Genomic DNA, 21,571 nt, shown 5'->3' on the forward strand with positions numbered 1-21,571 from the left:
CTAGATTTTGCGGAGCGCGCCGTTTTGCGCGCAAAAAGCCACCACGCGACACACCGGCATTGCGGTCGCCGTCAGGTTGTTTCCGTCTCGTTCCGGGAGGCCTGCCCGACATCCCTCGCCCTGCGTCTTGTGCACAGGTCTGTGGATAAGCTAGCAGAGTCGCCTCCTGCCGTCACCCCGATTTCCGCCGGCCGGACGCGCTTTTGCGCGCCCCGCCCTTTCATCTTTCCGCAAAGACTCGAAACGGCCCTGCCCCTCCCAGGGGCGCGCCGCTCACCAGTTGTCGCGGAACCATTTCACCGCCCGGCGCAGCGACCGGGCCGGGTATTTCTCGACCGGAATCTCGAAATCCCACCATTCGTCCTGCGGATGCGCTGCAAAGAGGCACATGCCCACGGCGCTGGCAAAGCCCGGCCCCGTCGCCGCCTGCGGCAGCCCGTGCACGCGCAGCGGCCGGCCCAGACGCACCTGCGAGCCCAGAATGCGGCTCGCCAGCCCGTCGAGCCCGGGGATCTGGCTTGCCGCCCCGGTCAGCACGATCTGCTGGCTCGGCATGTGGTCGAAGCCCGCCGCGTCGAGACAGGCGCGCACCTCTTCCAGAATTTCCTCGACCCGCGGCCGCATGATGCCGATCAGCTCGGCGCGGCTCACCTGCCGCCGGTCGTGGTGCCAGTCGCCGGTATCGCCCGAGATCTCGATCATCTCGCGGTCGTCCATGCCGGTGGCGACGACACCGCCGTAAAAGGTCTTGATCCGCTCGGCCATCGCCATGGGGATTTGCAGCCCCATGGAAATATCCCCGGTCACATGGTTGCCGCCCATCTGCACGGCATCCGCATAGATCATGTGTTTCTTCATGAAGATCGACACGCCGGTGGCGCCGCCGCCCATGTCGATACAGGCCGCGCCCAGCTCCTGCTCGTCCTCGACCAGCGCCGCAATGCCGCTGGCATAGGCGGACGAGGCCAGCCCCGCCAGTTCCAGATCGCAGCGCTTGACGCAATGGGCGATATTCTGGATCGCCTGGGCGTTCACCGTCAGCATATGCATGTCGGTGGCCAGAACCTGGCCGATCTGCCCGCGCGGATCGTTCAGCCCGGACCGGTGGTCGAGCGCGAAATTCACCGGCTGCGCGTGCAGCACCTCGCGGCCATGGCCGAAGTCCGGCACGTCGCAGGCCGACAGCACCCGCGCCACATCCTGTTCGGTCACCACGGTGCTTTCCACCTCGACCTGCCCCGCCAGCCCGTAGCTGCGCGGCTCGGCGCCCGAGAAACAGACGATCACGTGATCGACCCGGATGCCCGCCATCTTCTGCGCCGCCTGCACGGCGGTGCGGATGGCGCGCTCGGTCTCGCCCATGGCGGCGATCTCGCCGAATTTCACCCCGCGCGAGCGGGTCGTGGCGGCGCCGATCACCCGGAACCCCGACTGGCCGGCCAACGAGCCCACCCCGTCGTCGCCCATCTTTTCACTGCCATCGAAGCGCAGCACCAGACAGGCGATCTTGGAACTGCCCACGTCCAGGATCGCCACAACCCCCCGCTGCATCGCCGCCTTGCGCATGTTGCGCATGGCCCGCTGGGATTCATAGAGCTCGATCATTATTGGTTTTCTCCGGTCTCCATGGCCTTGATCCGCCAGTATTCGCCTATCGCCTCGCCGTTCAACCGCAGCGTCGGACGCTGCGGCAGGCGCAGATCCACCGCCGCGATGTCGCGCGCGAGCATGTCCACCGCCTGATCCATGGCAATGGCGCGCTCCAGCGCGCGCACGGCGTCCTTTTCGGGCAGCAGGATGCGTTGACCGCGATCCAGCACCACATCCCAGCGCCGCTCGCCGATCCGCTCGAGCCCGCGCAGCCGCCCGCTCAGCGGCGCCGCGGCGGCAATCAGCGCCACCGCCTCGGGCACATGCGCATCGGCGCCCTTGCCCGCGACCACCGGAAGCTGCGGATACTCCGCCCGCGACAGCGCCGGCCCGACGCGGGCACCCAGACGGTCGAGCAGCTCCAGCTCGCCCCCCTCGCGCCACAGCACCGCCGGCACACGCTCGGTCACGTCGATCTGAAGCACCCCGCCCTGACGAATGCGCAGTTGCACCTTCCGGACCGCGTCCAGCCCCGAAATCGTCTCGCGCATGTGGTCGAGATCGAGATCGAAGGAGCTGACGGGAAAATCAATCGGCAAAATCTCGCGGATGTCCTCGGCAACCCCGGAACTGGCGCCGTCGATCGCCATGAGGTTGACCATGAACTCGGGCCGCGTCTCGACCTGGTTGCGCAGCGCCGCGATGCCATCGACCACGGCGGTGCGGTGATCCTCGTAGGAGAAATACCAGCTTGTCGCGCCGAAACCGATCAGCGCCGGCAGACCGACCCGCAGCGCCAGGCGAAAGAGCGGCGTGAGCATCAGCCGTTCGATGCGGTAGGTCAGACGCGAGGGCGCCGGGTCGGGGCGGTGGACCTGCGACGCGGGGGGCTCGGTCATCGGTTGCAAGATGCGTCCTCCACAAGCCAGCGACAGAACTGCCCGAAGGAGTAGCCGAAAAGCTGCGCCTGTTCGGGCACCAGCGAGGTCGGCGTCATGCCCGGCTGGGTATTGGTTTCCAGCAGCACCAGCCCCGCCAGCCCCTTGCGCTCGTCCCAGCGAAAATCGGTGCGGCTGGTGCCCCGGCAACCCAGCGCCTGATGCGCGCGCAACGCATAGTCGAGACAGGCGTCGAAGATCTCCTGCGGGATCTCGGCGGGCAGCACATGGCGCGACCCGCCCGCCTTGTATTTGGCGTCGTAATCGTACCAGCCCTCGGTGAGGATGTCGGTCACGGTCAGCGCCCGGTCGCCCATCACCGTGGTGGTCAGCTCGCGCCCCGGCACATAGGCCTCGACCATCAGCGTCTCGGGCATCTCTGCGGCGAGGCGCGGTGGCGAATTGGCCCCTTCCTGCACCAGATAGACACCCACGGAGGAGCCCTCGTTATAAGGCTTCACCACATAGGGCGGCGCCATGACATGGCGCGCTTCGATCTCGGATTTATCGGCCAGACAGCTTTCGACCACCGGCAGCCCGGCGGCGCGATAGACCTGTTTGGTGCGTTCCTTGTCCATGGCCAGCGCCGAGGCCAGCACACCGGAATGGGTATAGGGTAGCCCCAACCATTCCAGCAGCCCCTGCACGCAGCCATCCTCGCCCCAACGGCCATGCAGCGCGTTGAACACGACATCGGGCGCGAGTGCGGTCAGCACCTGCGCCAGATCGGGGCCGGCATCGACCTCGGTGACCTGGAATCCTTCATCCCTCAAAGCGGCGGCACATTCCCGCCCGGAACTGAGCGACACCTCACGTTCGGAGGAAGGTCCGCCCAACAATACCGCCACTTTCGGGTTTGCCCTGCTCGACATCCCCAAAACCGCCTCGAATGACGGGGCTTTGCGCCCCTTGTTCTGCCTTGGGGGTGGTCCCCCTTATCTGCAGCAACCTTGCTCTTGGTTGCGCGGGCTGCTGCGCCCGTATTGCGCCGTTTTTACGGCGTCAGGTCTTTGCGGGTTCACCGACCCGCATGATTTCCCAATGTAACTCTATTCCGCTGTGTTGGAAAACCCTTTTTCGCACCTCCTCGCCCAATCCTTCCAGATCGGCGGCGGTTGCCTCTCCGGTGTTCACCAGAAAGTTGGAATGCTTGGGCGACATCTGCGCCCCGCCCCGGGTGGCGCCGCGCATTCCCGCATCGTCGATCACCTTCCAGGCCTTCAGCTCGTGGCTGTCGTCGGCCCGGCCCGTAGAGCTGAATCCCGACGGGTTGCGGAAGGTGGAGCCGGCGCTGCGGTCCTTCGTGGGCTGCGTCTCGTCGCGCTTGCGAAGCTGCGCGGCCATCTGCGCCTCCAGCGCCGCGGGATCGCCCTCGGCCCCTTCGAACACTGCCTCGATCAGCACCCAGCCCTCGGGCAGCGTGCTTTGCCGGTAGCCGAGGCGCAGATCCTCCGGGCGCAAGGTCACCAGCGCGCCCTCGCGGGTCACCGCCCGCGCCTCGACCAGATGGTCGGCCACATAGCTGCCGTAGCAGCCCGCGTTCATCCGCACCGCGCCGCCGACGCTGCCCGGGATGGTGCGCAGAAAAGTCAGATCGACCCCCGCCTCGGCGGCCCGCCTGGCCACATGGGAATCCAGCGCCGCGGCCCCGGCGGTGACCCGGCGGCCCGTGACCGAAATGCCGTTGAAGCCCCGCCCCAGCCGGATCACCACGGCGCGAAGACCGCCGTCGCGCACGATGAGGTTCGAGCCGACGCCCATGGGAAAGACCGCCCGCCCGGCGGGCAGCGCGCGCAGGAAGGCTTGCAGATCCTCCAGATCGGCGGGCTGAAAGAACAGCTCGGCCGGGCCGCCCACGCGCAGCCAGGTCAGTTCGGACAGCGGGCGGTTCGGCACCAGCCGTCCACGGGTCTCGGGAAGCGTCTCAGTCATGCCCCGCCTTCTGCCCTCTCCGCCGCCTGCGGTAAAGCCCCAGCGCCGCACCAAGGCAGAGCCCCAGCAGCGCCGGCGTCAGCATCAGCCAGAGCACGATCGTGTGGCCCAGCACATCCCAGCCCTGCGCGGCCCGCGCCGCCGCAAGCGTCCAGATCATCGCGCCCGCAAGCGCGGCCAGCAGCGCCAGCCCCCAGCCGCCGCGTCCCGTCCATCCCAGCCAATAGCCCGGCAGCGCGCCAAGACCGAGCGCGATCAGGGGCATCGCATAGATCATCCGCGCCTTGCCGCGCCGCGCTGCGGGCGTTCACAGCTCACCGCGCAGCTTTCCACGCAGCCAGCGCAGCAGATGACGCAGCGGCCAGCGCAGCACGCTCATCCCCGCGAAAAGCGCGATCATCCCGATCCAGGGACCGTTCTCCCAGGTGACATAGCCGAGCAGCGGGATGCCCAGCGCGATCAGCGCATAGGCCCGCGTCCAGTGATTGTCCTTCGACGGAAGCATCGCCAGAAGATTGGCGGCAATCGCCCAGAGGCAGGCCAGAAAGAGAGAAGTGGTCATGCGTGTCCCTCGCCATGCCCCCGCAGGCGCCGCCACTCTGCCCCGGATCAGCCCTGCCCCGCAAGCCCCGCGATCAGCGCCAGCGCCGACAGCACGACCCCGGCGACCGGCACCGCCATGGGCACCCGGAACGGGGCGCCGGGCACGCGCCGCTTGACCGCCACCAGCGCCGCGTTGATCAGCACGAAGACCGCCAGCAGCACCGTCGAGGTCGCCCCGGCCAATACCTCCACCGGCAGCGCCAGCGCTGCGCCGATCACCGCCAGGCCGACCAGCACGGTGCCCAGGACCGGCGTGCCGAACCGCGGATGCGCGTGATGGAAGATCCCCAGCGCGCCGCCGTCCTTGCCCAGACCGAAGAGCACCCTTGCCGCCATGACGACCTGCGCCAGCACGCCGTTCAGCGCCGCGAAGACCGCGATGGCCGAGAGAAAACCCGCGCTGCCGCCGCGTGCCTGCTGCCAGACCAGCGCCAGCGGTTGCTCGGAGGCGGCAAGCGCGGCCACCGGCACCGCGCGCACCGCCGCCCAGGCAACCAGCGCGTAAAGCACCGTGGTCACGAGGAGCGAGAGCAGGATGGCGCGTGGCAGGGTGCGCGTCGGATTGCGCACCTCCTCGGCCATGTTGACCATGTCCTCGAAGCCGATGAAGGCGAAAAACGCCAGCAGCGCCCCGGCGCCGATCCCGGTCCACATGCCCGGCAGCGCGGCGGGCTCACCGGGAACCGGAGCCGCCCCGGCGCCGGCCCAGACGATCAGCCCCAGCCCGGTCAACTCGATCGCGGTGAACAGCGCCGCGAGCCCGAGGCTTTCGAGCACCCCCAGCGCCGCCACCAGGATCAGCACCAGCCCGAGCCCCGCGATCCCCGCCCAGACCGGCAGATCCACGATGCCCGTCAGATAGCCCACACCGCCGCGCAGCACCGCCGCGGCCGAGATCGTGCCCGCAAGCACGATGGCGAGCCCCACCAGCACCGCCAGCCGGGGCATGTTCAGCCCCGCACGGATATAGGCGGCTTCCCCCGCGGCCTCGGGCACCCGCGCCGACCATTCTGCATAGGACAGCGCCGTCGGCGCCGCGATGGCGCCCGCGATCAGAAAGGCCAGCGGTGCCCAGAGGCCCGCGGCCTCGGCCACGGCGCCGACGAGCACATAGATGCCCGCCCCCACCATGACACCCACGCCATAGGCGGTCAGCAGCCCCAGCCCGATACGCCGTTTCAGTTGCTCGCTCATTCCCGCCCTCGCCGGTCCCAAGAATTTTCCTGCGAAAATTCTTGGGATCTTCCGCAGGATGATGAAGATTTTTCGCAGGAAAAATCTTCGTGCCGCCGCTCAGTCGCGAAGACGTTGCGGCAGGTTGTTCGCCCAGGCCGAGATCGTCCCCGCCCCCAGACAGACCACCATATCGCCCGGCCGCGCCTGTTCGCGCACCAGCCGTTCCAGATCGTCCTCGTTCAGAAGCGCGCGGGCGTGGCGATGGCCATGACGGATCAGCCCCGCCACCAGATCGTCGCGCGTGGCGCCCTCGATCGGCGCTTCGCCCGCCGCATAGACCTCGGCGATCGCCACCACATCCGCCTCGTTGAAGCAGGAGCAGAAATCGTCGAAAAGCGCGTGCAGCCGGCTGTAGCGATGCGGCTGGTGCACCGCGATGACACGCCCCTCCGAGGCCTGGCGCGCGGCCTTCAGCACCGCGGCGATCTCCACCGGGTGATGGCCATAATCGTCGATGATCGTCACGCCATTGACCTCGCCCACCCGGGTGAAGCGCCGGTTGACCCCGCCGAAAGCGGCCAGCGCCGCGCGGATCTCGGCGCGCTTCATGCCCAGATGCCGCGCCACCGCCACCGCCGCCAGCGCGTTCGACACGTTGTGATCGCCCGGCATCGGCAGGGTGCAACCCTCGATCCGGGTATCCTCGCCCTGCAACAGAATGTCGAAATGCGCCACGCCCTTCTGGTAGGTCAGGTTCACCGCCCGCACATCCGCCTGGGCGTTGAACCCGTAGGTCACCACGCGGCGGTCGCTCACCCGGCCCACAAGCGCCTGCACCTCGGGGTGATCGGTGCAACAGACCGCCAGCCCGTAGAAGGGGATGTTCGAGACGAACTGATAGAACCCGTCGCGCAGGTTCTCGATGCTGCCCCAATGCTCCATATGCTCGGGGTCGATATTGGTGACGATGGCAATGGTCGCCGGCAGCCGGTTGAAGGTGCCGTCCGATTCATCGGCCTCCACCACCATCCATTCGCCCTGCCCCATGCGCGCGTTCGAGCCATAGGCGTGGATGATCCCGCCATTCACCACCGTGGGATCGAAATTGCCCGCGTCGAGCAGCGTTGCCACCATGGTCGTCGTGGTGGTCTTGCCATGGGTGCCGGCCACCGCGACATTGGATTTCAGCCGCATCAGCTCGGCCAGCATCTCGGCCCGGCGCACCACCGGCAGGCCGCGCCGGCGCGCCTCGTCGAGCTCGGGGTTGCCACGCTTGATCGCCGACGAGATCACCACCACCTCGGCATGCTCCAGATTTTCCGCCGTCTGGCCCTCGAAGATATGCGCCCCGAGCGCCTCCAGCCGGTCGGTGATCTTCGAGCGCTTGAGATCCGAGCCCTGCACCACATAGCCGTGATTGAGCAGCACCTCGGCGATGCCCGACATGCCGATCCCGCCGATCCCCACGAAATGAATGGGCCCCACATCGCCCGGAAGTTTGGTTGCGGCGTTCATCATGCCCCCCTCGGCGATGCGTTCGTGTTTCATGCCTGCCCGTCCTCTGCTGCCTGATCTTGTTGCTGGCTGTCGATCCCCGCCAGATAGTCCACAAGCGCCGCCAGATGTTCCGCCGCCTGCGGTTTCGAGACCGCCAGCGCCGCCCGCGCCATCTGCGCGGCACCCTCCGGATTGGTGAGCACCGCCATGAGCGCCTCGGCCATGCTCTCGACCGTGAGCCGGCTTTCCGGAATGCGGATCGCGGCGCCCGCGTCCACCAGCGCCTGGGCATTCACCGTCTGATGGTCCCCCGCCGCAACCGCATAGGGCACCAGGATCGAGGGACGGCCGATCACCGAAATATCCGCCACCGAGGACGCGCCGGAGCGCGACACCACAAGCTGCGCCTCGGAGGCGCGGGCCGGGATGTCGGTGAAGAAGGGCTGCACATCGGCGGAGATCCCGTGCTCGGCATAAAACGCCGCGACCCGCGCGCCGTCCTCGTCGCGGGCCTGATGCGAGACCCGCAGGTTGCGCAGCAGCTCCATCGGCAGCGAGGCGATGGCGGGCGGCACGATGTCCGACAGGACCCGCGCGCCCTGGCTGCCGCCGATCACCAGCAGCGCCATCGGGTAGTCGCCCGGCACGATATAGCCCGCGCCGGCCCGGTCGCTGACCGCCATGCGCACCGGGTTGCCGGTATGAATGCCCTCGACCCCCTCGGGCAGCTCGGTGGGCCAGGTGCCGCAGGCCACCACATCGACCTTGCTGGCAAAGATCTCGTTCACCCGCCCCAGAACGCCGTTCTGTTCGTGGATCATGCGCGGCAGCTTCATCAGCCAGGCCGCCCCCAGTGCCGGGATCGACGGGTAGCCGCCGAAGCCCACCACCACATCGGGCCGGTCGCGGCGAAACCGCATCATCGTCGCCAGCACCCCGCCCGCGACGCGGAAGGGCACGCCGAGCTTGGCCAGCAGACCGCCGCGCGCGAAGGTCGCCGAGCTGACCTGCTCGATCTCGATACTGTGGGGAAAGCCGCCGGTGTAGCGGGCACCGCGCGCATCCGTCGAGAGCTTGACCCGCCAGCCGCGGCGCAACATGATCTCGGCCAGCGCCTGCGCGGGGAACATATGCCCGCCGGTCCCGCCTGCCGCGATGACCAGAAGAGGGGGGCGGAACCGCTCTGCCATCTCAGTCATCTCCCTCCTTCGCCGCCGGCGCGGAGCACGCAAGGCGCCCCCACGGTCGGACCACAGCCGCATTCCATGGCGGGCCGCCACGGGGCCCGACACAATATCTGGGCTTCCTTAGCGCAGCGCCGCAGCCGGGTGAAGCCCTGCCCGCCATCGCCGCCGCGCGCGCCGGGCGAAACCCGGCCTCAGCGCTGCCGGCCGCGCAGGATTTCGCCGATCTCGCCCTGCGGGCGCGAACGGGTGAAGGCCAGAAGCATCCCCACGGCGATCCCGCCGGCGATCAGCGACGAGCCGCCATAGCTCACGAAGGGCAATGTCATGCCCTTGGCGGGCAGCAGCCGCACCGCCACGCCCATATTGATCATCGCCTGAACCCCGAACATCGCGGCAAGCCCGGTGCCCGCCAGACGGATGAAGGGATCGCGCTCGCGCATCAGCCGCAGCAGCGAGCGCACCACCACGGTGGCGTAGAGCGAGATGATGAGCAGCACCAGGATCAGGCCGTATTCCTCGGCCGCCACGGCGATGATGAAATCCGTATGGGCATCGGGCAGCGACCATTTCACCTGCCCCTCGCCGACGCCGACCCCGAAGAAGCCGCCTTCCTGGATGGCGTTGGTGGCATAGCCGAGCTGCGTGGTCGGATCGACATCCGGCGTCAGGAAGCCGTCGATGCGGCGGGCGAAATGCTCGGAATTGTTGTAGGCCACGGTGCCGCCCAGCACCACCAGCCCCGCCATGCCCACCAGCAGCAGCATCGGCGCGCCGGCGACGAACCACATGACGCCCCAGCCAAAGAGCACCAGGCTCGCCTGGCCGAAATCGGGCTGCAACGCCAGAATGAGCACGATGGTGACGGTCAGCGCAAAGGACCAGAGCTTGCCCGGCGGGCCGCCGATCTCCTGGCTGGCGGCCATCATCCAGGCCGCGACGATCACGAAGGCCGGCTTGAGGAATTCCGACGGCTGGACCGACGCGAAGCCCAGCGAATACCAGCGCACCGCCCCCTTGCCGAAATCGGTGCCGAGAAAGGGCAGCGCCAGCAGCGCGAGAAAGGCGCCGAGAAAGCCGATCACCGCCAGCCGCCGCACCACCACGGGCGACAGCATGGAAGTCAGCATCATCGCGGTCAGCGCCAGCCCGCCGAACACCGCCTGCCGCTGCACGTAGTGGAAATGCGCGAACCCGTTGCGCTCGGCCAGCGGCGGCGAGGCGGCCAGCCCCAGCAGGATGCCGATGCCGAACAGCATGAGCACGCAGGACAGCGCCCAGCGATCGACCGTCCGCCACCATTTGGGCAGAACGGGTTCGCCCTCGCGCACGGGGACCGTGCCGTAAACCATTTCCGTCATGACATCACCGCTCGTGATGGCCGGTGCCCGGCCGGATTGCCTCTGCTCGCCCGGGTTGACCCGGATCATGCAAGCGAGGGTAGCAAAGCGGGAGGAGTTTGGGAAGGCTTGGATGACGGGGCGCGTGGCCGGGCCTGCGCCTCTGCCCGCGTTTCTTGCGGGTGGACGGGGCGGGATTTCGAGTATTTGCCGGAAAGATGAAAGGGCAGAGGTCTTGCGCGGGGCGGCGTTCCGTGGTCCTGAGCGCCCATGCAGATCGACACGCTGATCCTCGGGGCCGGAGCCGCCGGCATGATGTGCGCCAGCTTTGCCGGACCCGGCACGCTGGTGGTGGATCACGCACGCGCGCCCGGCGAGAAGATCCGCATCTCGGGCGGCGGGCGCTGCAATTTCACCAATCTCGGGGTGGAGCCGGGCTGCTACCTGTCGGAGAATCCGCATTTCTGCAAATCGGCGCTGGCGCGCTACACGCAATGGGATTTCCTCGATCTGGTGGAGCGCCACGGCATCGCCTGGCACGAAAAGACGCTGGGGCAGCTCTTTTGCGACGGCAAGGCGACGCAGATCACCGCCATGCTGCTGCGCGAGATGGACGCGGCGGGGGCGGAGCTGTGGCTCTCGACCGAGCTGACCGATCTGCGCCATGACGGCGCGCGCTTTGTCGCGCGGCTGCGGCGCGAAGGGGCCGAGCGCGAGGTCTCGGCGCGTCATCTGGTGCTGGCGACCGGCGGCAAGTCGATCCCCAAGATGGGCGCGACCGGGCTGGCCTATGACATCGCCACGCGCTTCGGGCTTGCGCTGGTGCCGCCGCGCCCCGGGCTGGTGCCCTTCACCTTTCCCGAGGGGCGGTTTGCCGGGCTTGCGGGCCTGTCGCTTCCGGTCCGCGCCGGCAACGCCCGCGCGGGGTTCGACGAGGCGCTGCTCTTCACCCATCGTGGCCTGTCGGGCCCGGCCATCCTGCAATTGTCGAGCTACTGGCGCGAGGGCGAGCCAATCTCGGTCGATCTTCTGCCCGGCATGGATGCCGAGGCGCATCTGCGCGCCGCCCGGCAGGAGGCGGGGCGCCGGGCGCTCACCACCGCGCTGGGGCAGATCCTGCCGCCGAAACTGGTGGCCTATCTGGGCAAACAGATGGATCTGACCAGCAATCTCGCCGATCTCTCCGACCGGCGGATCGCGGTGCTGGCCGAGGCGCTGCACGGCTGGGAACTGCGCCCGCAGGGCACCGAGGGCTGGCGCACCGCCGAGGTGACGCTGGGCGGGGTCGGCACCGATGCGCTCTCGTCGCGGACCATGGAGGCCAAGGCGGTGCCGGGCCTGTATGTGATCGGCGAGGCGGCGGATGTGACCGGCTGGCTCGGCGGCTATAATTTCCAGTGGGCCTGGTCCTCCGGTGCCGCCTGCGGGCGGGCGATCGCCGCCCGGCGCACCGGCGGCTGAGGCCCGCCTTCGCTCAGAGCCCCAGCCCGGCGCGCACCTTGGCCGCGAAATCCTCGCCGCGCTGCTCGAAATTGTCGTATTGATCGAAACTCGCCGCCGCGGGCGCCAGCAGCACCACCTCGCCGGCCTGCGCCTCCGCCATGGCACGGGCGACGGCGGTGGCCATCTCGGTGCAGATCTCGGCCTCCACCCCCGGCAGCCCCAGCGCGAACCCCGCCGCCTCGCGGCCGATCACATAGGCTTTCACGACATGCCCGAGCCCCGGCGCCAGCCCCTCGAGCCCGCCCTCCTTCATCAGCCCGCCACAGACCCAGCGGATGCGTGGAAAGGCCTGCAACGCCTTCAGCGCCGCATCCACATTGGTGGCCTTGGAATCGTTCACATAGGTCACGCCGTCCCGCTCCGCCACGATCTGGCTGCGGTGCGGCAGCCCGGCAAAGCTGTGAAACGCCGCCTCGATGACGCGCGGCGCCAGCCCCAGCGCCCGGGTCGCCGCATAGGCGGCGCAGGCGTTCTGGTGATTGTGCGCGCCGGGCAGCCCGCGCACCTCGCGCAGATCGATCGAGGCCACCTGCCGCGCCTTGCGCCATTCGGTGAGAAACCCCTTGCGCGCGAACACGTCCCAGCCCGGCCCCGACAGCTTGCTGCCCGAGGAAACCCGGATCACCCGGTCGTCCCCCGGCCCTTCCGAAAGCTGATTGGCCAGGTAGCGCCCGGCATCCTCGTCCACGCCGATCACGCAGCGGTCCGGCCCGCCCTCGGCAAATAGCCTGCGCTTGGCGGCGAAATAACCGCCGATACCGCCGTGCCGGTCGAGATGATCGGGCGAGAGATTGGTGAAGACCGCCACATCCGGGGTCAGCGCACGGGCCAGATCGGTCTGGTAGCTCGACAGCTCCAGCACCACGACGCCGCCCTCCCCCGGCGGGTCGATGTCCAGCACCCCGCGGCCGATATTGCCCGCAAGCTGGCTGTCGCGCCCGGCGCTTTGCAAAATGTGGTGGATCAGCGCCGAAGTGGTCGATTTGCCGTTGCTGCCGGTCACCGCCACCACCTTGGGCGGCACATCGAACATCTCCCAGTCGCCGCCGCCCAGCGAGCGGAAGAACAGCCCGATGTCATTGTCCACCGGCACCCCCGCCGCCCAGGCGGCGGCGATCACCGGGTTGGGCGCCGGGAAAAGATGCGGAATCCCCGGCGAAACCACCAGCCAGCTCACCCCCTCGAACCCGCCGGGCCGCGCCAGATCGCGGATTTCGAAGCCTTCGGCCTCGGCCTTCTCGCGGGCAGCCGGGTTGTCGTCCCAGCACAGCGGCTCCGCCCCGCCTTCGCGCAATGCCCGCGCCGCCGACAGCCCCGACCGGCCCAGCCCCAGAACCGCCACGCACCGCCCTTCGAACCCGGATACCGCAATCATGCCTGCCCCTCGCACTGCAGAAATCCCCCAAGCGCTACCGCATGTGCGGCGCCTTGACCAGAGAGCCCCCTGCGCTTCTTCTCTTTGCAAATACGCCCCGCGACGCCGGCCCTCCCGCGCCCAGCCGGCCCCCAAAGGCGCCGCTACCCGCGAAGAGCCCGGCAACGGGCGATGAGCGCCGCCGCTCAGCGCAGCTTCAGCGTCGCCAGCCCGATCAGCGCCAGGATCAGCGAGATGATCCAGAACCGGATCACGATCTGCGGCTCCGCCCAGCCCTTCTTCTCGTAATGATGGTGGATCGGCGCCATCAGGAACACCCGTTTGCCGGTGCGCTTGAAATACAGCACCTGGATGATCACCGAGAGCGCCTCGACCACGAAGAGCCCGCCGACGATGGCCAGCACGATCTCGTGCTTGGTGGCCACCGCGATCGCCCCCAGCGCGCCGCCCAGCGCGAGGCTGCCGGTGTCGCCCATGAACACCGCCGCCGGTGGCGCGTTGTACCACAAAAACCCCAGCCCGCCGCCGATGAGCCCGGCGGTGAAGATCAGGATTTCGCCGGTGCCCGGCACGTAATGCACGTCGAGATACTCGGTGAAATCGGTGCGCCCCACCGCATAGGCGATGATCCCCAGCGTGCCGCCCGCGATCATCACCGGCATGATCGCCAGCCCGTCGAGCCCGTCGGTCAGGTTCACCGCATTGGCCGCGCCCACGATCACGATCATCGCGAAGGGCACGAAGAGAATGCCCAGATCCAGCAGCGCGTTCTTGAAGACCGGAAAGGCCAGCTGCCCCGAAAGCTCTGCCGGATGGAACCAGGCGGCCCAGGCACCCGCGATGCCCGCGATCAGAAAGCCCAGCAAAAGCCGCACCTTGCCGGACACGCCCGCAGTGGTCTGCTTGGTCACCTTGGCGTAGTCATCGGCAAATCCGATGGCGGCATAGGACATGGTGACAAACAGCACCATCCACACGAACGGGTTGTCGAGCCGCGCCCAGAGCAGCGTCGAGGTCAGCAGCGCGCCGACGATCAGCAGCCCGCCCATGGTGGGTGTGCCCGCCTTGACGAAATGCCCCTCGGGGCCGTCGCTGCGGATCGGCTGCCCCTTGCCCTGGCGCTTGCGCAGAACGTCGATCAGCGGCCGGCCGAAGAGGAATCCGAAGATCAGCGCGGTCAGAAACGCCCCGCCCGCGCGGAAGGTGATGTAGCGGAACAGGTTGAACAGGTCGCCCCCGTCGCTGAGGTTGGTCAGCCAGTACAGCATGCTCCGGTCCTTCTCACCCGTTACCGCCCGCGGGGGATACGCCCATTTTCCGGATCGCGTCAACCACGCGCGCCAGCGCCATCGAGAGCGATCCCTTGACCAGCACCACGTCCCCCGCATCGAGGTCGTGACGCACCCGTTCGGCCATGGCGGCGCTGGTCTCCGCCCAGTGGCCGCGCTTCTCCAGCGGCAGCGCGGACCAAAGTTCGCGCATCAGCGGACCCACGCAATGCACAAGGTCGATCTTCGCCATCGAGGGCAGCGCCGCCACCGCCCGGTGCAGCGTATGTTCCTCCGCGCCCAGCTCCTTCATATCGCCCAGATAGGCGATGCGGCGGCCATGGGAGACGCGGCCCAGCCCGTCGCGCGGATGGGTGCCCGCCAGCACCTCCAGCGAGGCGGCCAGCGAGGCGGGGTTGGCGTTATAGGCGTCGTCGATCAGTTCCAGCGTCAGATGCGTTTCGACCGGATCGAGCAGGATCAGCTCGCGCAGCCCCCGCCCGGCAACGGCCTGCCACTGCCCCAGCGCGGTGATCGCCAGCGCCCGGTCGAGCCCCAGCGCATGGGCCACCGCCAGCACGCTCATGCCGTTGACCGCGAAATGCCGCCCCGGCACCGCGACCTTGTAAAGAATGGGCGTGCGCCAGGCCCGGCCCTGCGCCACCGTCGTGGCATCGCCCACCGTCACCTCGGTGATCCGGTGATGATTGCCCACCGCCTCGCCGAAGGTAAGGATCTGCGCGCCCTTCGCCTCGGCCATGGCGATCAGGATCGGGGTCACCTCCAGATCGCCGTTGATCACCGCCACGCCACCGGGCTCCAGCCCCTCGAAGATCGCGCCCTTCTCGCGCGCGATGCCTTCGATATTCTCGAAGGCGGCCAGATGCGCGGGCGCGACGATGGTGATCAGCGCCACATGCGGCCGTGCCATGCGGCTCAGCGGTGCGATCTCGCCGGGATGGTTCATGCCGATCTCGATCACGGCGAAATCCACGTCCCTCGGCATCCGCGCCAGCGTCAGCGGCACCCCCCAGTGGTTGTTGTAGCTCTTCTCGGCGGCATGCACCGAACCCTGCGCGCCCAGCACGCAGCGCAGCATCTCCTTGGTCGAGGTCTTGCCGACCGAGCCCGTCACCGCCACGACCTGCGCCCGCGTGCGCGCCCGCGCCGCGATGCCCAGCCGTTCCAGCCCGGCCTGCACATCGTCGACCAGCAGCAGCCGGTCCTCGTCCACGCCCTCGGGGATGCGGCTCACCAGCGCGGCGGCGGCGCCCTTCTCCAGCGCCTGCGCCACGAACTCGTGCCCGTCCCGCGCCGCGGTCAGCGCCACGAACAGATCGCCCGGCGCCAGCGTGCGCGTGTCGATGGAAACGCCCGTGGCCTCCCAATGCCCCGTGGCCTGCCCGCCGGTGGCCGCAGCCGCTTCCCTTGCCGTCCAGAGCGTCACAGGCCCCTCCCGTCCAGCGCCGCCACCGCGACGCTCGCCTGTTCCACATCGTCGAAGGGATAGACCGTGTCGCCGACGATCTGCCCGGTCTCATGTCCCTTGCCGCAGACAAGCAGCGCGTCGCCCGGCCCCAGCAGATCGACGCCGCGCAGGATTGCCTCGGCGCGGTCGCCCACCTCGGTGGCGCCCGGCGCCCCGGCCAGCACCTGCGCCCGGATCGCCGCCGGATCCTCGGAGCGCGGATTGTCGTCGGTCACGATCACCATATCGGCCTGTTCGGTTGCGGCGCGGCCCATCAGCGGGCGCTTGCCCGCGTCGCGATCGCCGCCCGCGCCGATGATGGCGATGAGCCGCCCCATCACATGCGGGCGCAGCGCCTTGATCGCGGTCGACACCGCATCGGGCGTATGGGCGAAATCCACATAGACCGCCGCGCCGTTCTCGCGGGTTGCCGCGAGTTGCATGCGCCCGCGCACGGTCTCCAGCCGCGGCAGCGCGCGGAACACCTCCTCGGCCTCGGCGCCGCAGGCAATGACCAGCCCGGCGGCCAGCAGCGCGTTCTGCCCCTGAAACCCGCCGATCAGCGGCAGCCGGAGCTGCTCCACCACCCCGTGCCAGCTCAGGCGCAGCTCCTGCCCGGTGGCGTCGAAGCGCTGACCCAAAAGGCGCAGCGCCGCGCCCTCGGCCTCGCCCACGGTCAGCACCTCCTGACCGCGCGCCTTGGCGATGGCCAGCATGTCGATGCCGCGCGCGTCGTCGATATTGATGACGGCTGTGCCCTCCTCGGGCAGCACGCGGGCGAAAAGCCCGGCCTTGGCGGCGAAATACTCCTCGAAATCGGCGTGGTAATCGAGGTGATCCTGGCTGAAATTGGTGAACCCCGCCGCCACGAGCTGCACCCCGTCGAGCCGCCGCTGGTCGAGCCCGTGGCTCGACGCCTCCATCGCCGCGTGGTCGACGCCTTCGGCGGCGGCCTCGGCCAGCGCCCTGTGCAGCGTGATGGGCTCGGGCGTGGTGTGACGCAGCGGCGCCTGCCAGTCGCCCTCGACCCCGGTGGTGCCGAGATTGACCGCACGATAGCCCAGCTCCTGCCAGAGCCGGCGCACAAAGGTCGCAACGGAGGTCTTGCCGTTGGTGCCGGTCACCGCCACCATCGTCGCGGGCTGCGCCCCGAAGAACAGCGCGCAAGCATAGGCCAGCGCCTGGCGCGGATCGGCGGCGATCACCAGCGCCGCCTCGCTCTCCCCCAGCGCCTCGCGGGCGATCTCGGCGCCCTCGGCATCGGTCAGCACCGCCACCGCGCCCTGCGCCAGCGCGGTCTCGACAAAGCGCGCGCCATGCAGCTTGGTGCCCGGCATCGCCGCGAAAAGATGCCCCGGCATCACCGCCCGGCTGTCCACGGAAATGCCGCTCACCTTCGCCTCGCGCCCGCCCCGCGCGGTCAGGCCCAGATCCGAGAGGCTTTTCTCCCCGCTCATGACAGCCCTTTCATCTTTCCATAAATACTCAGATCCGCCCCGGGCCAGAGGCGCCGTCAGTTGCGGACCAGCGTGACCCCCGTCACTTCGCCCAGATCGTATTCCGGACGCAAGCCCAGAAGCGGCGCGATCCGGCCGATCATCTCGGCGGCCACCGGCACGGCGGTCCAGCCGGCGGTGCGGCGCGGCTTCGAGCCCGAGGTCTCGACCGGCTCGTCCAGCGTGACGATCAGCACGTATTTCGGATCCTGCGCCGGGAACATCGAGGCGAAGGTGGCGATCACCTTGTCCTTGTAATAGCCGCCGCCACGCTCCTTGGGCTTGTCCGCCGTGCCGGTCTTGCCACCAACGTGATAGCCCGGCACCTCGCCAAAGCTCGCGGTGCCCTCGCTCACCACCTTGCGCAGCATGTCCCGCGCCGAGGCCGCCACCGGTTCGGACAGCACCCGCGGCCCCAGCTTGGGCCCGCGCTGTTTCAGCAGCGTCGGGGTCACCAGATGGCCGCCATTGGCAATCGCCGAATAGGCCGCCGCCAGATGCAGCGGCGACGAGCTGAGACCGTGGCCGTAGGAGATCGTCACCGCCGACAGATCCGTCCATTTCGCCGGCAGCAGCGGCTTGCCGCCATTCGCCTCGACGATTTCCAGCGGCGTCGGCTCGAAAAAGCCGAGCTGTTTCAGAAAGGCCTGCTGACGCTCCTTGCCGATGGCCAGCGCCAGCTTGCCGGTGCCCCGGTTGGAGCTCTTGATGATGATCTCCTCGACCGGGATCTCGCCGTAATTATGCCCGTCGAACTCGCCGATGCGGTGGCCGCCCACCTTGAAGGGCGGGCGCGTGTCGATCACCGTCTGGGCGTTTACCAGACCCAGCTCCATCGCCTGCGCGGCAGCGAAGATCTTGAAGGTCGAGCCCAGCTCGTACACCCCCTGCACCGCGCGGTTGAACAGCGGGCTGTCGCTGGGGTTGCCCTCGGTCGGCGGGCTGGGCCGGTCGTTGGGGTCGAAATCGGGCAGCGAGGCGATGGCGATCACCTCGCCGGTATGCACATCCATCAGCACCGAGGCGGCACCCTTGGCGTTCATCAGCCGCATGCCGGCGTCGAGCACCCGTTCGGTCGCCGCCTGGATGGTCAGGTCGATGCTCAGTTCCAGCGGCGCGCCCTCGCGCGCCGGATCGCGCAGGGTGTCGTCGAAGAATTTCTCGACCCCCGCGGTGCCCACCACCTCGGCCGAGTTCACCCCCTCGCGGCCAAAGCTGGCGCCGCCCATGATATGGGCCGCCAGCGCGCCATTGGGGTAAAGCCGCATCTCGCGCGGGCCGAAAAGCAGCCCTGGCTCGCCGATGTCATGCACCGCCTGCATCTGCTCGGGGCTGATTTTCTTCTTCACCCACAGAAACTTGCGTTTCTCGTCGGTGAAATCCTTGATCATCCGCTCTTCATCGAGATCGGGGAAGATCGCCTTCAGCTCCTTCGCCGTGCGCAGCGGCTCGATCATCTGCTGCGGATGGGCGTAAAGCGAATGGGTCTCCATATTCGTCGCCAGGATGCGCCCCTGCCGGTCGACAATATCCGACCGGCTGGCGATGATCGAGGCGCCGGTGGCCTGGGCGCGCGGCTCGCTCGGCTCCGAGCCCGCCAGCACCCCCATGCGCACACCGATGGTCCCGAAGGCGCAGAAGAACAGCGCGCCCAGCACCAGCAGACGGCCTTCGGCGCGCACCCGGGCGCGGTCGCGCATCTGCTCGTGGCGGATACGGATGTTCTCGCGTTCGATGGCGTCGGGGTTCTCGCCCTTGCGGCGGGCGTCGAGGATGCGGGCCAGCGGGCGGAGCGGCGTGCGGGTGGTCATTGCGTGGCCCCCGCGCTGGTGACATCGACCGGCTCGGTGATGACCAGCGGCGCGGTCACCGGGTAAGAGACCTGATCGACGCGCCCGTATTGATCCGCATGCATGGGCAGTAGGCCGAGCCGGGGGAAGTTGATCTCGGCCAGCTCGCGCAGCCGGTCGGGGCGGTTGAGATAGGCCCATTCCGCGCGCAGGATGGCCAGCCGCGCCCGCGCATCGGCGATGTCGCGATGCAGGTCCTCCACATGATCCAGTGCGGCCTGGGTCTGGTAGTTCTCGCGATAGGCCCAGAAGGCCAGCCCGATCAGACCCAGAAAGGTGGTCACGTAAAGCAGCGTCCGCATCAGCGTTTCCCCTTCAGTTGCGGCATGTTCAGCGTTTCGGCCCCGATGTCGCCCGGGGCCGCCTCGGTGCGCTTGCCGATGCGCAGCCGGGCCGAGCGCGACCGCGGATTGGCGCTCAGCTCTTCCTCGTCGGGCCCCACGGCCTTGCGCGTCACCAGCACGAAGCGCGGCGCCTCGGTCTCGGCCTCGGGCGCATAGCGGCTGACCGACCCCAGCCGGCCGGAACGCGCCTGAAGGAAGCGTTTGACCATGCGGTCCTCGACCGAATGGAAGGTCACCACGCAAAGCCAGCCGCCGGGCTTCAGCGCCCGTTCGGCGGCCATGAGCCCGCGCCAGAGCGCGCCGTATTCGTCGTTCACCGCGATGCGCAGCGCCTGAAAGCTGCGCGTCGCCGGGTGCGACTGGCCGGGTTTCGGACGCGGCAGGCAGGCCTCGACAATGGAAGACAGCCGCGCCGTGGTCTCGATGGGCTCCTCGCTGCGCGCCTTGACGATGGCCCGCGCGATGCGGCGCGAGGCGCGCTCCTCGCCATAGGTGTAAAGCACGTTCGCCAGCGTGGTCTCGTCCAGCCGCTTGACCAGATCGGCGGCGCTTTCGCCCGCCTGCTCCATGCGCATGTCGAGCGGCCCGTCCTTCTGGAAGGAAAAGCCGCGCTCCGCCCGGTCGAGCTGCATCGAGGAGACGCCGAGATCCAGCACCACCCCCTCCACGCCCGTGGCGTGACGATCCATATTGGCGAAATTATCCTCGACCAGCTCCAGCCGGTCGCCATACTCGCCGATCCACTCGGCGGCCATCTGATGGGCGAGCGGATCGCGGTCGATGCCGATCACCTTGTCGGCGCCCGCCTCCAGCAGCCCGCGGGCATAGCCCCCCGCCCCGAACGTGCCGTCGATCCAGGTGCCATGCACCGGCGCCACGGCCTCCAGCAGGGGACGCAGGAGGACCGGGACATGCGGCGCGCCGTCGTTTTGCTCCGCCGCAGGTGCCATTCAGACCTCCTCGTCCTCGTCGTCATCCTCGTCGAGCAGCGTCAGCGGGTCGTCGGCGAACTCGTCCAGCTCCTCCTCGGTCTCGGCCACATCGGCCTCGTAGGCCGCAGGCTCCCAGATCTGGAAGGTGTCGACGTTGGACGCGAACTGCGCCTCGCCCTCGAGGCCGATCTTTTCACGCAGCTTGGCCGGCAGCACGATGCGGCCGGTCTCGTCCACGCTGGTGGTCATCGACTGGGTGGAGAACAGACGTTCGAGGATACGGCGCTTCTTGGAGCCACGCTTCATCCGGCTGATGCGGTCCTCGACCGCCTCGATTTCCTCGATCGTGTAGCATTCGAGATATTTGCGGCGCTGGTCGCCGTAGACGATCACGAAGTTCGGGTTCAGCCCCTCGACCCAATCCGGATCACCGGCTTCGAGGACACGGCGAAAAGAGGCCGGGATCGACACCCTGCCCTTGCTGTCGACCTTGTGCCGACTTTCACCTCTGAACCTTAGCCTGCGGCCCACTGTCCCTACCCGATCCCCCTGAAACGAAATACGGCGGGTTGATCTGCTGCCACCGATCAACCCGCCGCCTTGACCCGCTTTGCGGGCTAGTCCGACTGCGCGCGCCACCTGGGGGGATGTCTGCTCGCTCGCGCGCCGGATCTCGTTGTTACGATGAAGAACGGTGCCTGTATGAACCTGCTCTTTTATTGTTCTGGGATTTTATGCCGGGGTCTTTTTGTGCCCCTGTCCCGTCCCTCATCGTGATTAAATGTATGTCATGGGATTTTATGGGAGGCAATGGTTTTTTTCGGGTCCCGCCCACTGCATTTTGTCCACAGCCCCTGTGGAAAACAACATATAGCGGGCATTTTGGGAAGTCATCACGAATATGTGGTAAGCGGGAACCCGCTTTTCTCTAAATATGGTAACAGCGCTGTGAGAGAGACTGTGCCCATAAAATCCCAAAAAAATTCACAGGCCGCTCAAAACACCCCGTCAACACCCCTTGGACCGGCCTGTCCCATGGCATCTCATGTGCTGGATCGGGACGAATCCTGCCAGT

The 21,571-nt window shown here is 68.2% G+C and carries 19 protein-coding genes; 1 reads left to right on the forward strand and 18 read right to left on the reverse strand.

Going from position 1 to position 21,571, the window contains the following annotated elements:
* Positions 1-273 precede the first annotated feature (273 nt).
* The 10 genes from ftsA to ftsW all read right to left on the reverse strand — a co-directional run bounded on the left by ftsA (position 274) and on the right by ftsW (position 10,281).
* Entirely contained in the window at positions 274-1,605 is a 1,332-nt protein-coding gene (ftsA, locus tag M4578_RS01485) for a cell division protein FtsA (RefSeq protein WP_258091661.1), read from the reverse strand.
* Complete coding sequence (locus tag M4578_RS01490; protein ID WP_258091662.1) at positions 1,605-2,489, reverse strand: cell division protein FtsQ/DivIB; 885 nt, start codon at positions 2,487-2,489, stop codon at positions 1,605-1,607. The genes ftsA and M4578_RS01490 overlap by 1 nt, the downstream gene beginning before the upstream one ends.
* Entirely contained in the window at positions 2,486-3,400 is a 915-nt protein-coding gene (locus M4578_RS01495) for a D-alanine--D-alanine ligase (protein WP_258091663.1), read from the reverse strand. Before M4578_RS01495 ends, M4578_RS01490 begins: the two co-directional genes overlap by 4 nt.
* Before the next feature lie 130 nt (positions 3,401-3,530).
* The gene (gene murB, locus M4578_RS01500; RefSeq protein WP_258091664.1) at positions 3,531-4,460 is read right to left on the reverse strand and encodes a UDP-N-acetylmuramate dehydrogenase; all 930 of its coding nucleotides are present in this window, start codon (positions 4,458-4,460) and stop codon (positions 3,531-3,533) included.
* Complete coding sequence (locus M4578_RS01505; RefSeq protein ID WP_258091665.1) at positions 4,453-4,725, reverse strand: hypothetical protein; 273 nt, start codon at positions 4,723-4,725, stop codon at positions 4,453-4,455. Before M4578_RS01505 ends, murB begins: the two co-directional genes overlap by 8 nt.
* A 42-nt stretch (positions 4,726-4,767) precedes the next feature.
* Complete coding sequence (locus M4578_RS01510) at positions 4,768-5,022, reverse strand: DUF2484 family protein (RefSeq protein ID WP_258091666.1); 255 nt, start codon at positions 5,020-5,022, stop codon at positions 4,768-4,770.
* A 47-nt stretch (positions 5,023-5,069) separates the two neighbouring features.
* Positions 5,070-6,257, reverse strand: coding sequence for an APC family permease (locus tag M4578_RS01515; RefSeq protein WP_258091667.1), 1,188 nt, complete (start codon positions 6,255-6,257; stop codon positions 5,070-5,072).
* 99 nt (positions 6,258-6,356) lie between these two features.
* Entirely contained in the window at positions 6,357-7,754 is a 1,398-nt protein-coding gene (murC, locus tag M4578_RS01520) for a UDP-N-acetylmuramate--L-alanine ligase (protein ID WP_258091965.1), read from the reverse strand.
* A gap of 29 nt (positions 7,755-7,783) precedes the next feature.
* A complete protein-coding gene (locus M4578_RS01525) occupies positions 7,784-8,926 on the reverse strand; it encodes a UDP-N-acetylglucosamine--N-acetylmuramyl-(pentapeptide) pyrophosphoryl-undecaprenol N-acetylglucosamine transferase (RefSeq protein ID WP_258091966.1) in 1,143 nt (380 codons plus the stop codon).
* A 188-nt stretch (positions 8,927-9,114) separates the two neighbouring features.
* Entirely contained in the window at positions 9,115-10,281 is a 1,167-nt protein-coding gene (ftsW, locus tag M4578_RS01530; RefSeq protein WP_258091668.1) for a putative lipid II flippase FtsW, read from the reverse strand.
* 249 nt (positions 10,282-10,530) lie between these two features.
* Here ftsW and M4578_RS01535 point away from each other — a divergent pair, with 249 nt between their 5' ends.
* Entirely contained in the window at positions 10,531-11,721 is a 1,191-nt protein-coding gene (locus M4578_RS01535; RefSeq protein WP_258091669.1) for a BaiN/RdsA family NAD(P)/FAD-dependent oxidoreductase, read from the forward strand.
* Between the two features lie 13 nt (positions 11,722-11,734).
* Here the strand turns inward: M4578_RS01535 and murD are convergent, their stop codons facing one another.
* The 8 genes from murD to mraZ all read right to left on the reverse strand — a co-directional run bounded on the left by murD (position 11,735) and on the right by mraZ (position 21,027).
* Entirely contained in the window at positions 11,735-13,138 is a 1,404-nt protein-coding gene (gene murD / locus M4578_RS01540) for a UDP-N-acetylmuramoyl-L-alanine--D-glutamate ligase (RefSeq protein WP_258091670.1), read from the reverse strand.
* Positions 13,139-13,323: 185 nt separating this feature from the next.
* On the reverse strand, positions 13,324-14,406 hold the full coding sequence (gene mraY, locus M4578_RS01545) for a phospho-N-acetylmuramoyl-pentapeptide-transferase (protein WP_258091671.1): 1,083 nt from the start codon (positions 14,404-14,406) through the stop codon (positions 13,324-13,326).
* A 13-nt stretch (positions 14,407-14,419) separates the two neighbouring features.
* A complete protein-coding gene (locus M4578_RS01550) occupies positions 14,420-15,853 on the reverse strand; it encodes a UDP-N-acetylmuramoyl-tripeptide--D-alanyl-D-alanine ligase (RefSeq protein ID WP_258091672.1) in 1,434 nt (477 codons plus the stop codon).
* Entirely contained in the window at positions 15,850-17,331 is a 1,482-nt protein-coding gene (locus tag M4578_RS01555; protein WP_258091673.1) for a UDP-N-acetylmuramoyl-L-alanyl-D-glutamate--2,6-diaminopimelate ligase, read from the reverse strand. The genes M4578_RS01550 and M4578_RS01555 overlap by 4 nt, the downstream gene beginning before the upstream one ends.
* Positions 17,332-17,387: 56 nt before the next feature.
* Positions 17,388-19,181 (reverse strand): peptidoglycan D,D-transpeptidase FtsI family protein, encoded by a 1,794-nt coding sequence (locus M4578_RS01560; RefSeq protein WP_258091674.1) that lies wholly within the window; start codon positions 19,179-19,181, stop codon positions 17,388-17,390.
* Positions 19,178-19,522, reverse strand: a complete 345-nt coding sequence (ftsL, locus tag M4578_RS01565) for a cell division protein FtsL (protein WP_258091675.1) — start codon at positions 19,520-19,522, stop codon at positions 19,178-19,180. The genes M4578_RS01560 and ftsL overlap by 4 nt, the downstream gene beginning before the upstream one ends.
* Positions 19,522-20,514, reverse strand: coding sequence for a 16S rRNA (cytosine(1402)-N(4))-methyltransferase RsmH (gene rsmH / locus M4578_RS01570; RefSeq protein WP_258091676.1), 993 nt, complete (start codon positions 20,512-20,514; stop codon positions 19,522-19,524). The genes ftsL and rsmH overlap by 1 nt, the downstream gene beginning before the upstream one ends.
* Complete coding sequence (mraZ, locus tag M4578_RS01575; protein WP_258091677.1) at positions 20,515-21,027, reverse strand: division/cell wall cluster transcriptional repressor MraZ; 513 nt, start codon at positions 21,025-21,027, stop codon at positions 20,515-20,517.
* Positions 21,028-21,571 lie beyond the last annotated feature (544 nt).

Origin of the sequence: Salipiger pentaromativorans (genome assembly GCF_024721115.1) — a bacterium.
Classification (GTDB): Bacteria; Pseudomonadota; Alphaproteobacteria; order Rhodobacterales; family Rhodobacteraceae; genus Salipiger; species Salipiger pentaromativorans.

What these genes read in the sequence shown, in the direction of transcription:
- ftsA (WP_258091661.1), bottom strand. Translation starts at nt 1,605, where the DNA reads ATGATCGAGCTCTATGAATCCCAGCGGGCCATGCGCAACATGCGCAAG.
- M4578_RS01490 (WP_258091662.1), bottom strand. Translation starts at nt 2,489, where the DNA reads ATGACCGAGCCCCCCGCGTCGCAGGTCCACCGCCCCGACCCGGCGCCC.
- M4578_RS01495 (WP_258091663.1), bottom strand. Translation starts at nt 3,400, where the DNA reads ATGTCGAGCAGGGCAAACCCGAAAGTGGCGGTATTGTTGGGCGGACCT.
- murB (WP_258091664.1), bottom strand. Translation starts at nt 4,460, where the DNA reads ATGACTGAGACGCTTCCCGAGACCCGTGGACGGCTGGTGCCGAACCGC.
- M4578_RS01505 (WP_258091665.1), bottom strand. Translation starts at nt 4,725, where the DNA reads ATGCCCCTGATCGCGCTCGGTCTTGGCGCGCTGCCGGGCTATTGGCTG.
- M4578_RS01510 (WP_258091666.1), bottom strand. Translation starts at nt 5,022, where the DNA reads ATGACCACTTCTCTCTTTCTGGCCTGCCTCTGGGCGATTGCCGCCAAT.
- M4578_RS01515 (WP_258091667.1), bottom strand. Translation starts at nt 6,257, where the DNA reads ATGAGCGAGCAACTGAAACGGCGTATCGGGCTGGGGCTGCTGACCGCC.
- murC (WP_258091965.1), bottom strand. Translation starts at nt 7,754, where the DNA reads ATGAACGCCGCAACCAAACTTCCGGGCGATGTGGGGCCCATTCATTTC.
- M4578_RS01525 (WP_258091966.1), bottom strand. Translation starts at nt 8,926, where the DNA reads ATGGCAGAGCGGTTCCGCCCCCCTCTTCTGGTCATCGCGGCAGGCGGG.
- ftsW (WP_258091668.1), bottom strand. Translation starts at nt 10,281, where the DNA reads ATGACGGAAATGGTTTACGGCACGGTCCCCGTGCGCGAGGGCGAACCC.
- M4578_RS01535 (WP_258091669.1), top strand. Translation starts at nt 10,531, where the DNA reads ATGCAGATCGACACGCTGATCCTCGGGGCCGGAGCCGCCGGCATGATG.
- murD (WP_258091670.1), bottom strand. Translation starts at nt 13,138, where the DNA reads ATGATTGCGGTATCCGGGTTCGAAGGGCGGTGCGTGGCGGTTCTGGGG.
- mraY (WP_258091671.1), bottom strand. Translation starts at nt 14,406, where the DNA reads ATGCTGTACTGGCTGACCAACCTCAGCGACGGGGGCGACCTGTTCAAC.
- M4578_RS01555 (WP_258091673.1), bottom strand. Translation starts at nt 17,331, where the DNA reads ATGAGCGGGGAGAAAAGCCTCTCGGATCTGGGCCTGACCGCGCGGGGC.
- M4578_RS01560 (WP_258091674.1), bottom strand. Translation starts at nt 19,181, where the DNA reads ATGACCACCCGCACGCCGCTCCGCCCGCTGGCCCGCATCCTCGACGCC.
- ftsL (WP_258091675.1), bottom strand. Translation starts at nt 19,522, where the DNA reads ATGCGGACGCTGCTTTACGTGACCACCTTTCTGGGTCTGATCGGGCTG.
- rsmH (WP_258091676.1), bottom strand. Translation starts at nt 20,514, where the DNA reads ATGGCACCTGCGGCGGAGCAAAACGACGGCGCGCCGCATGTCCCGGTC.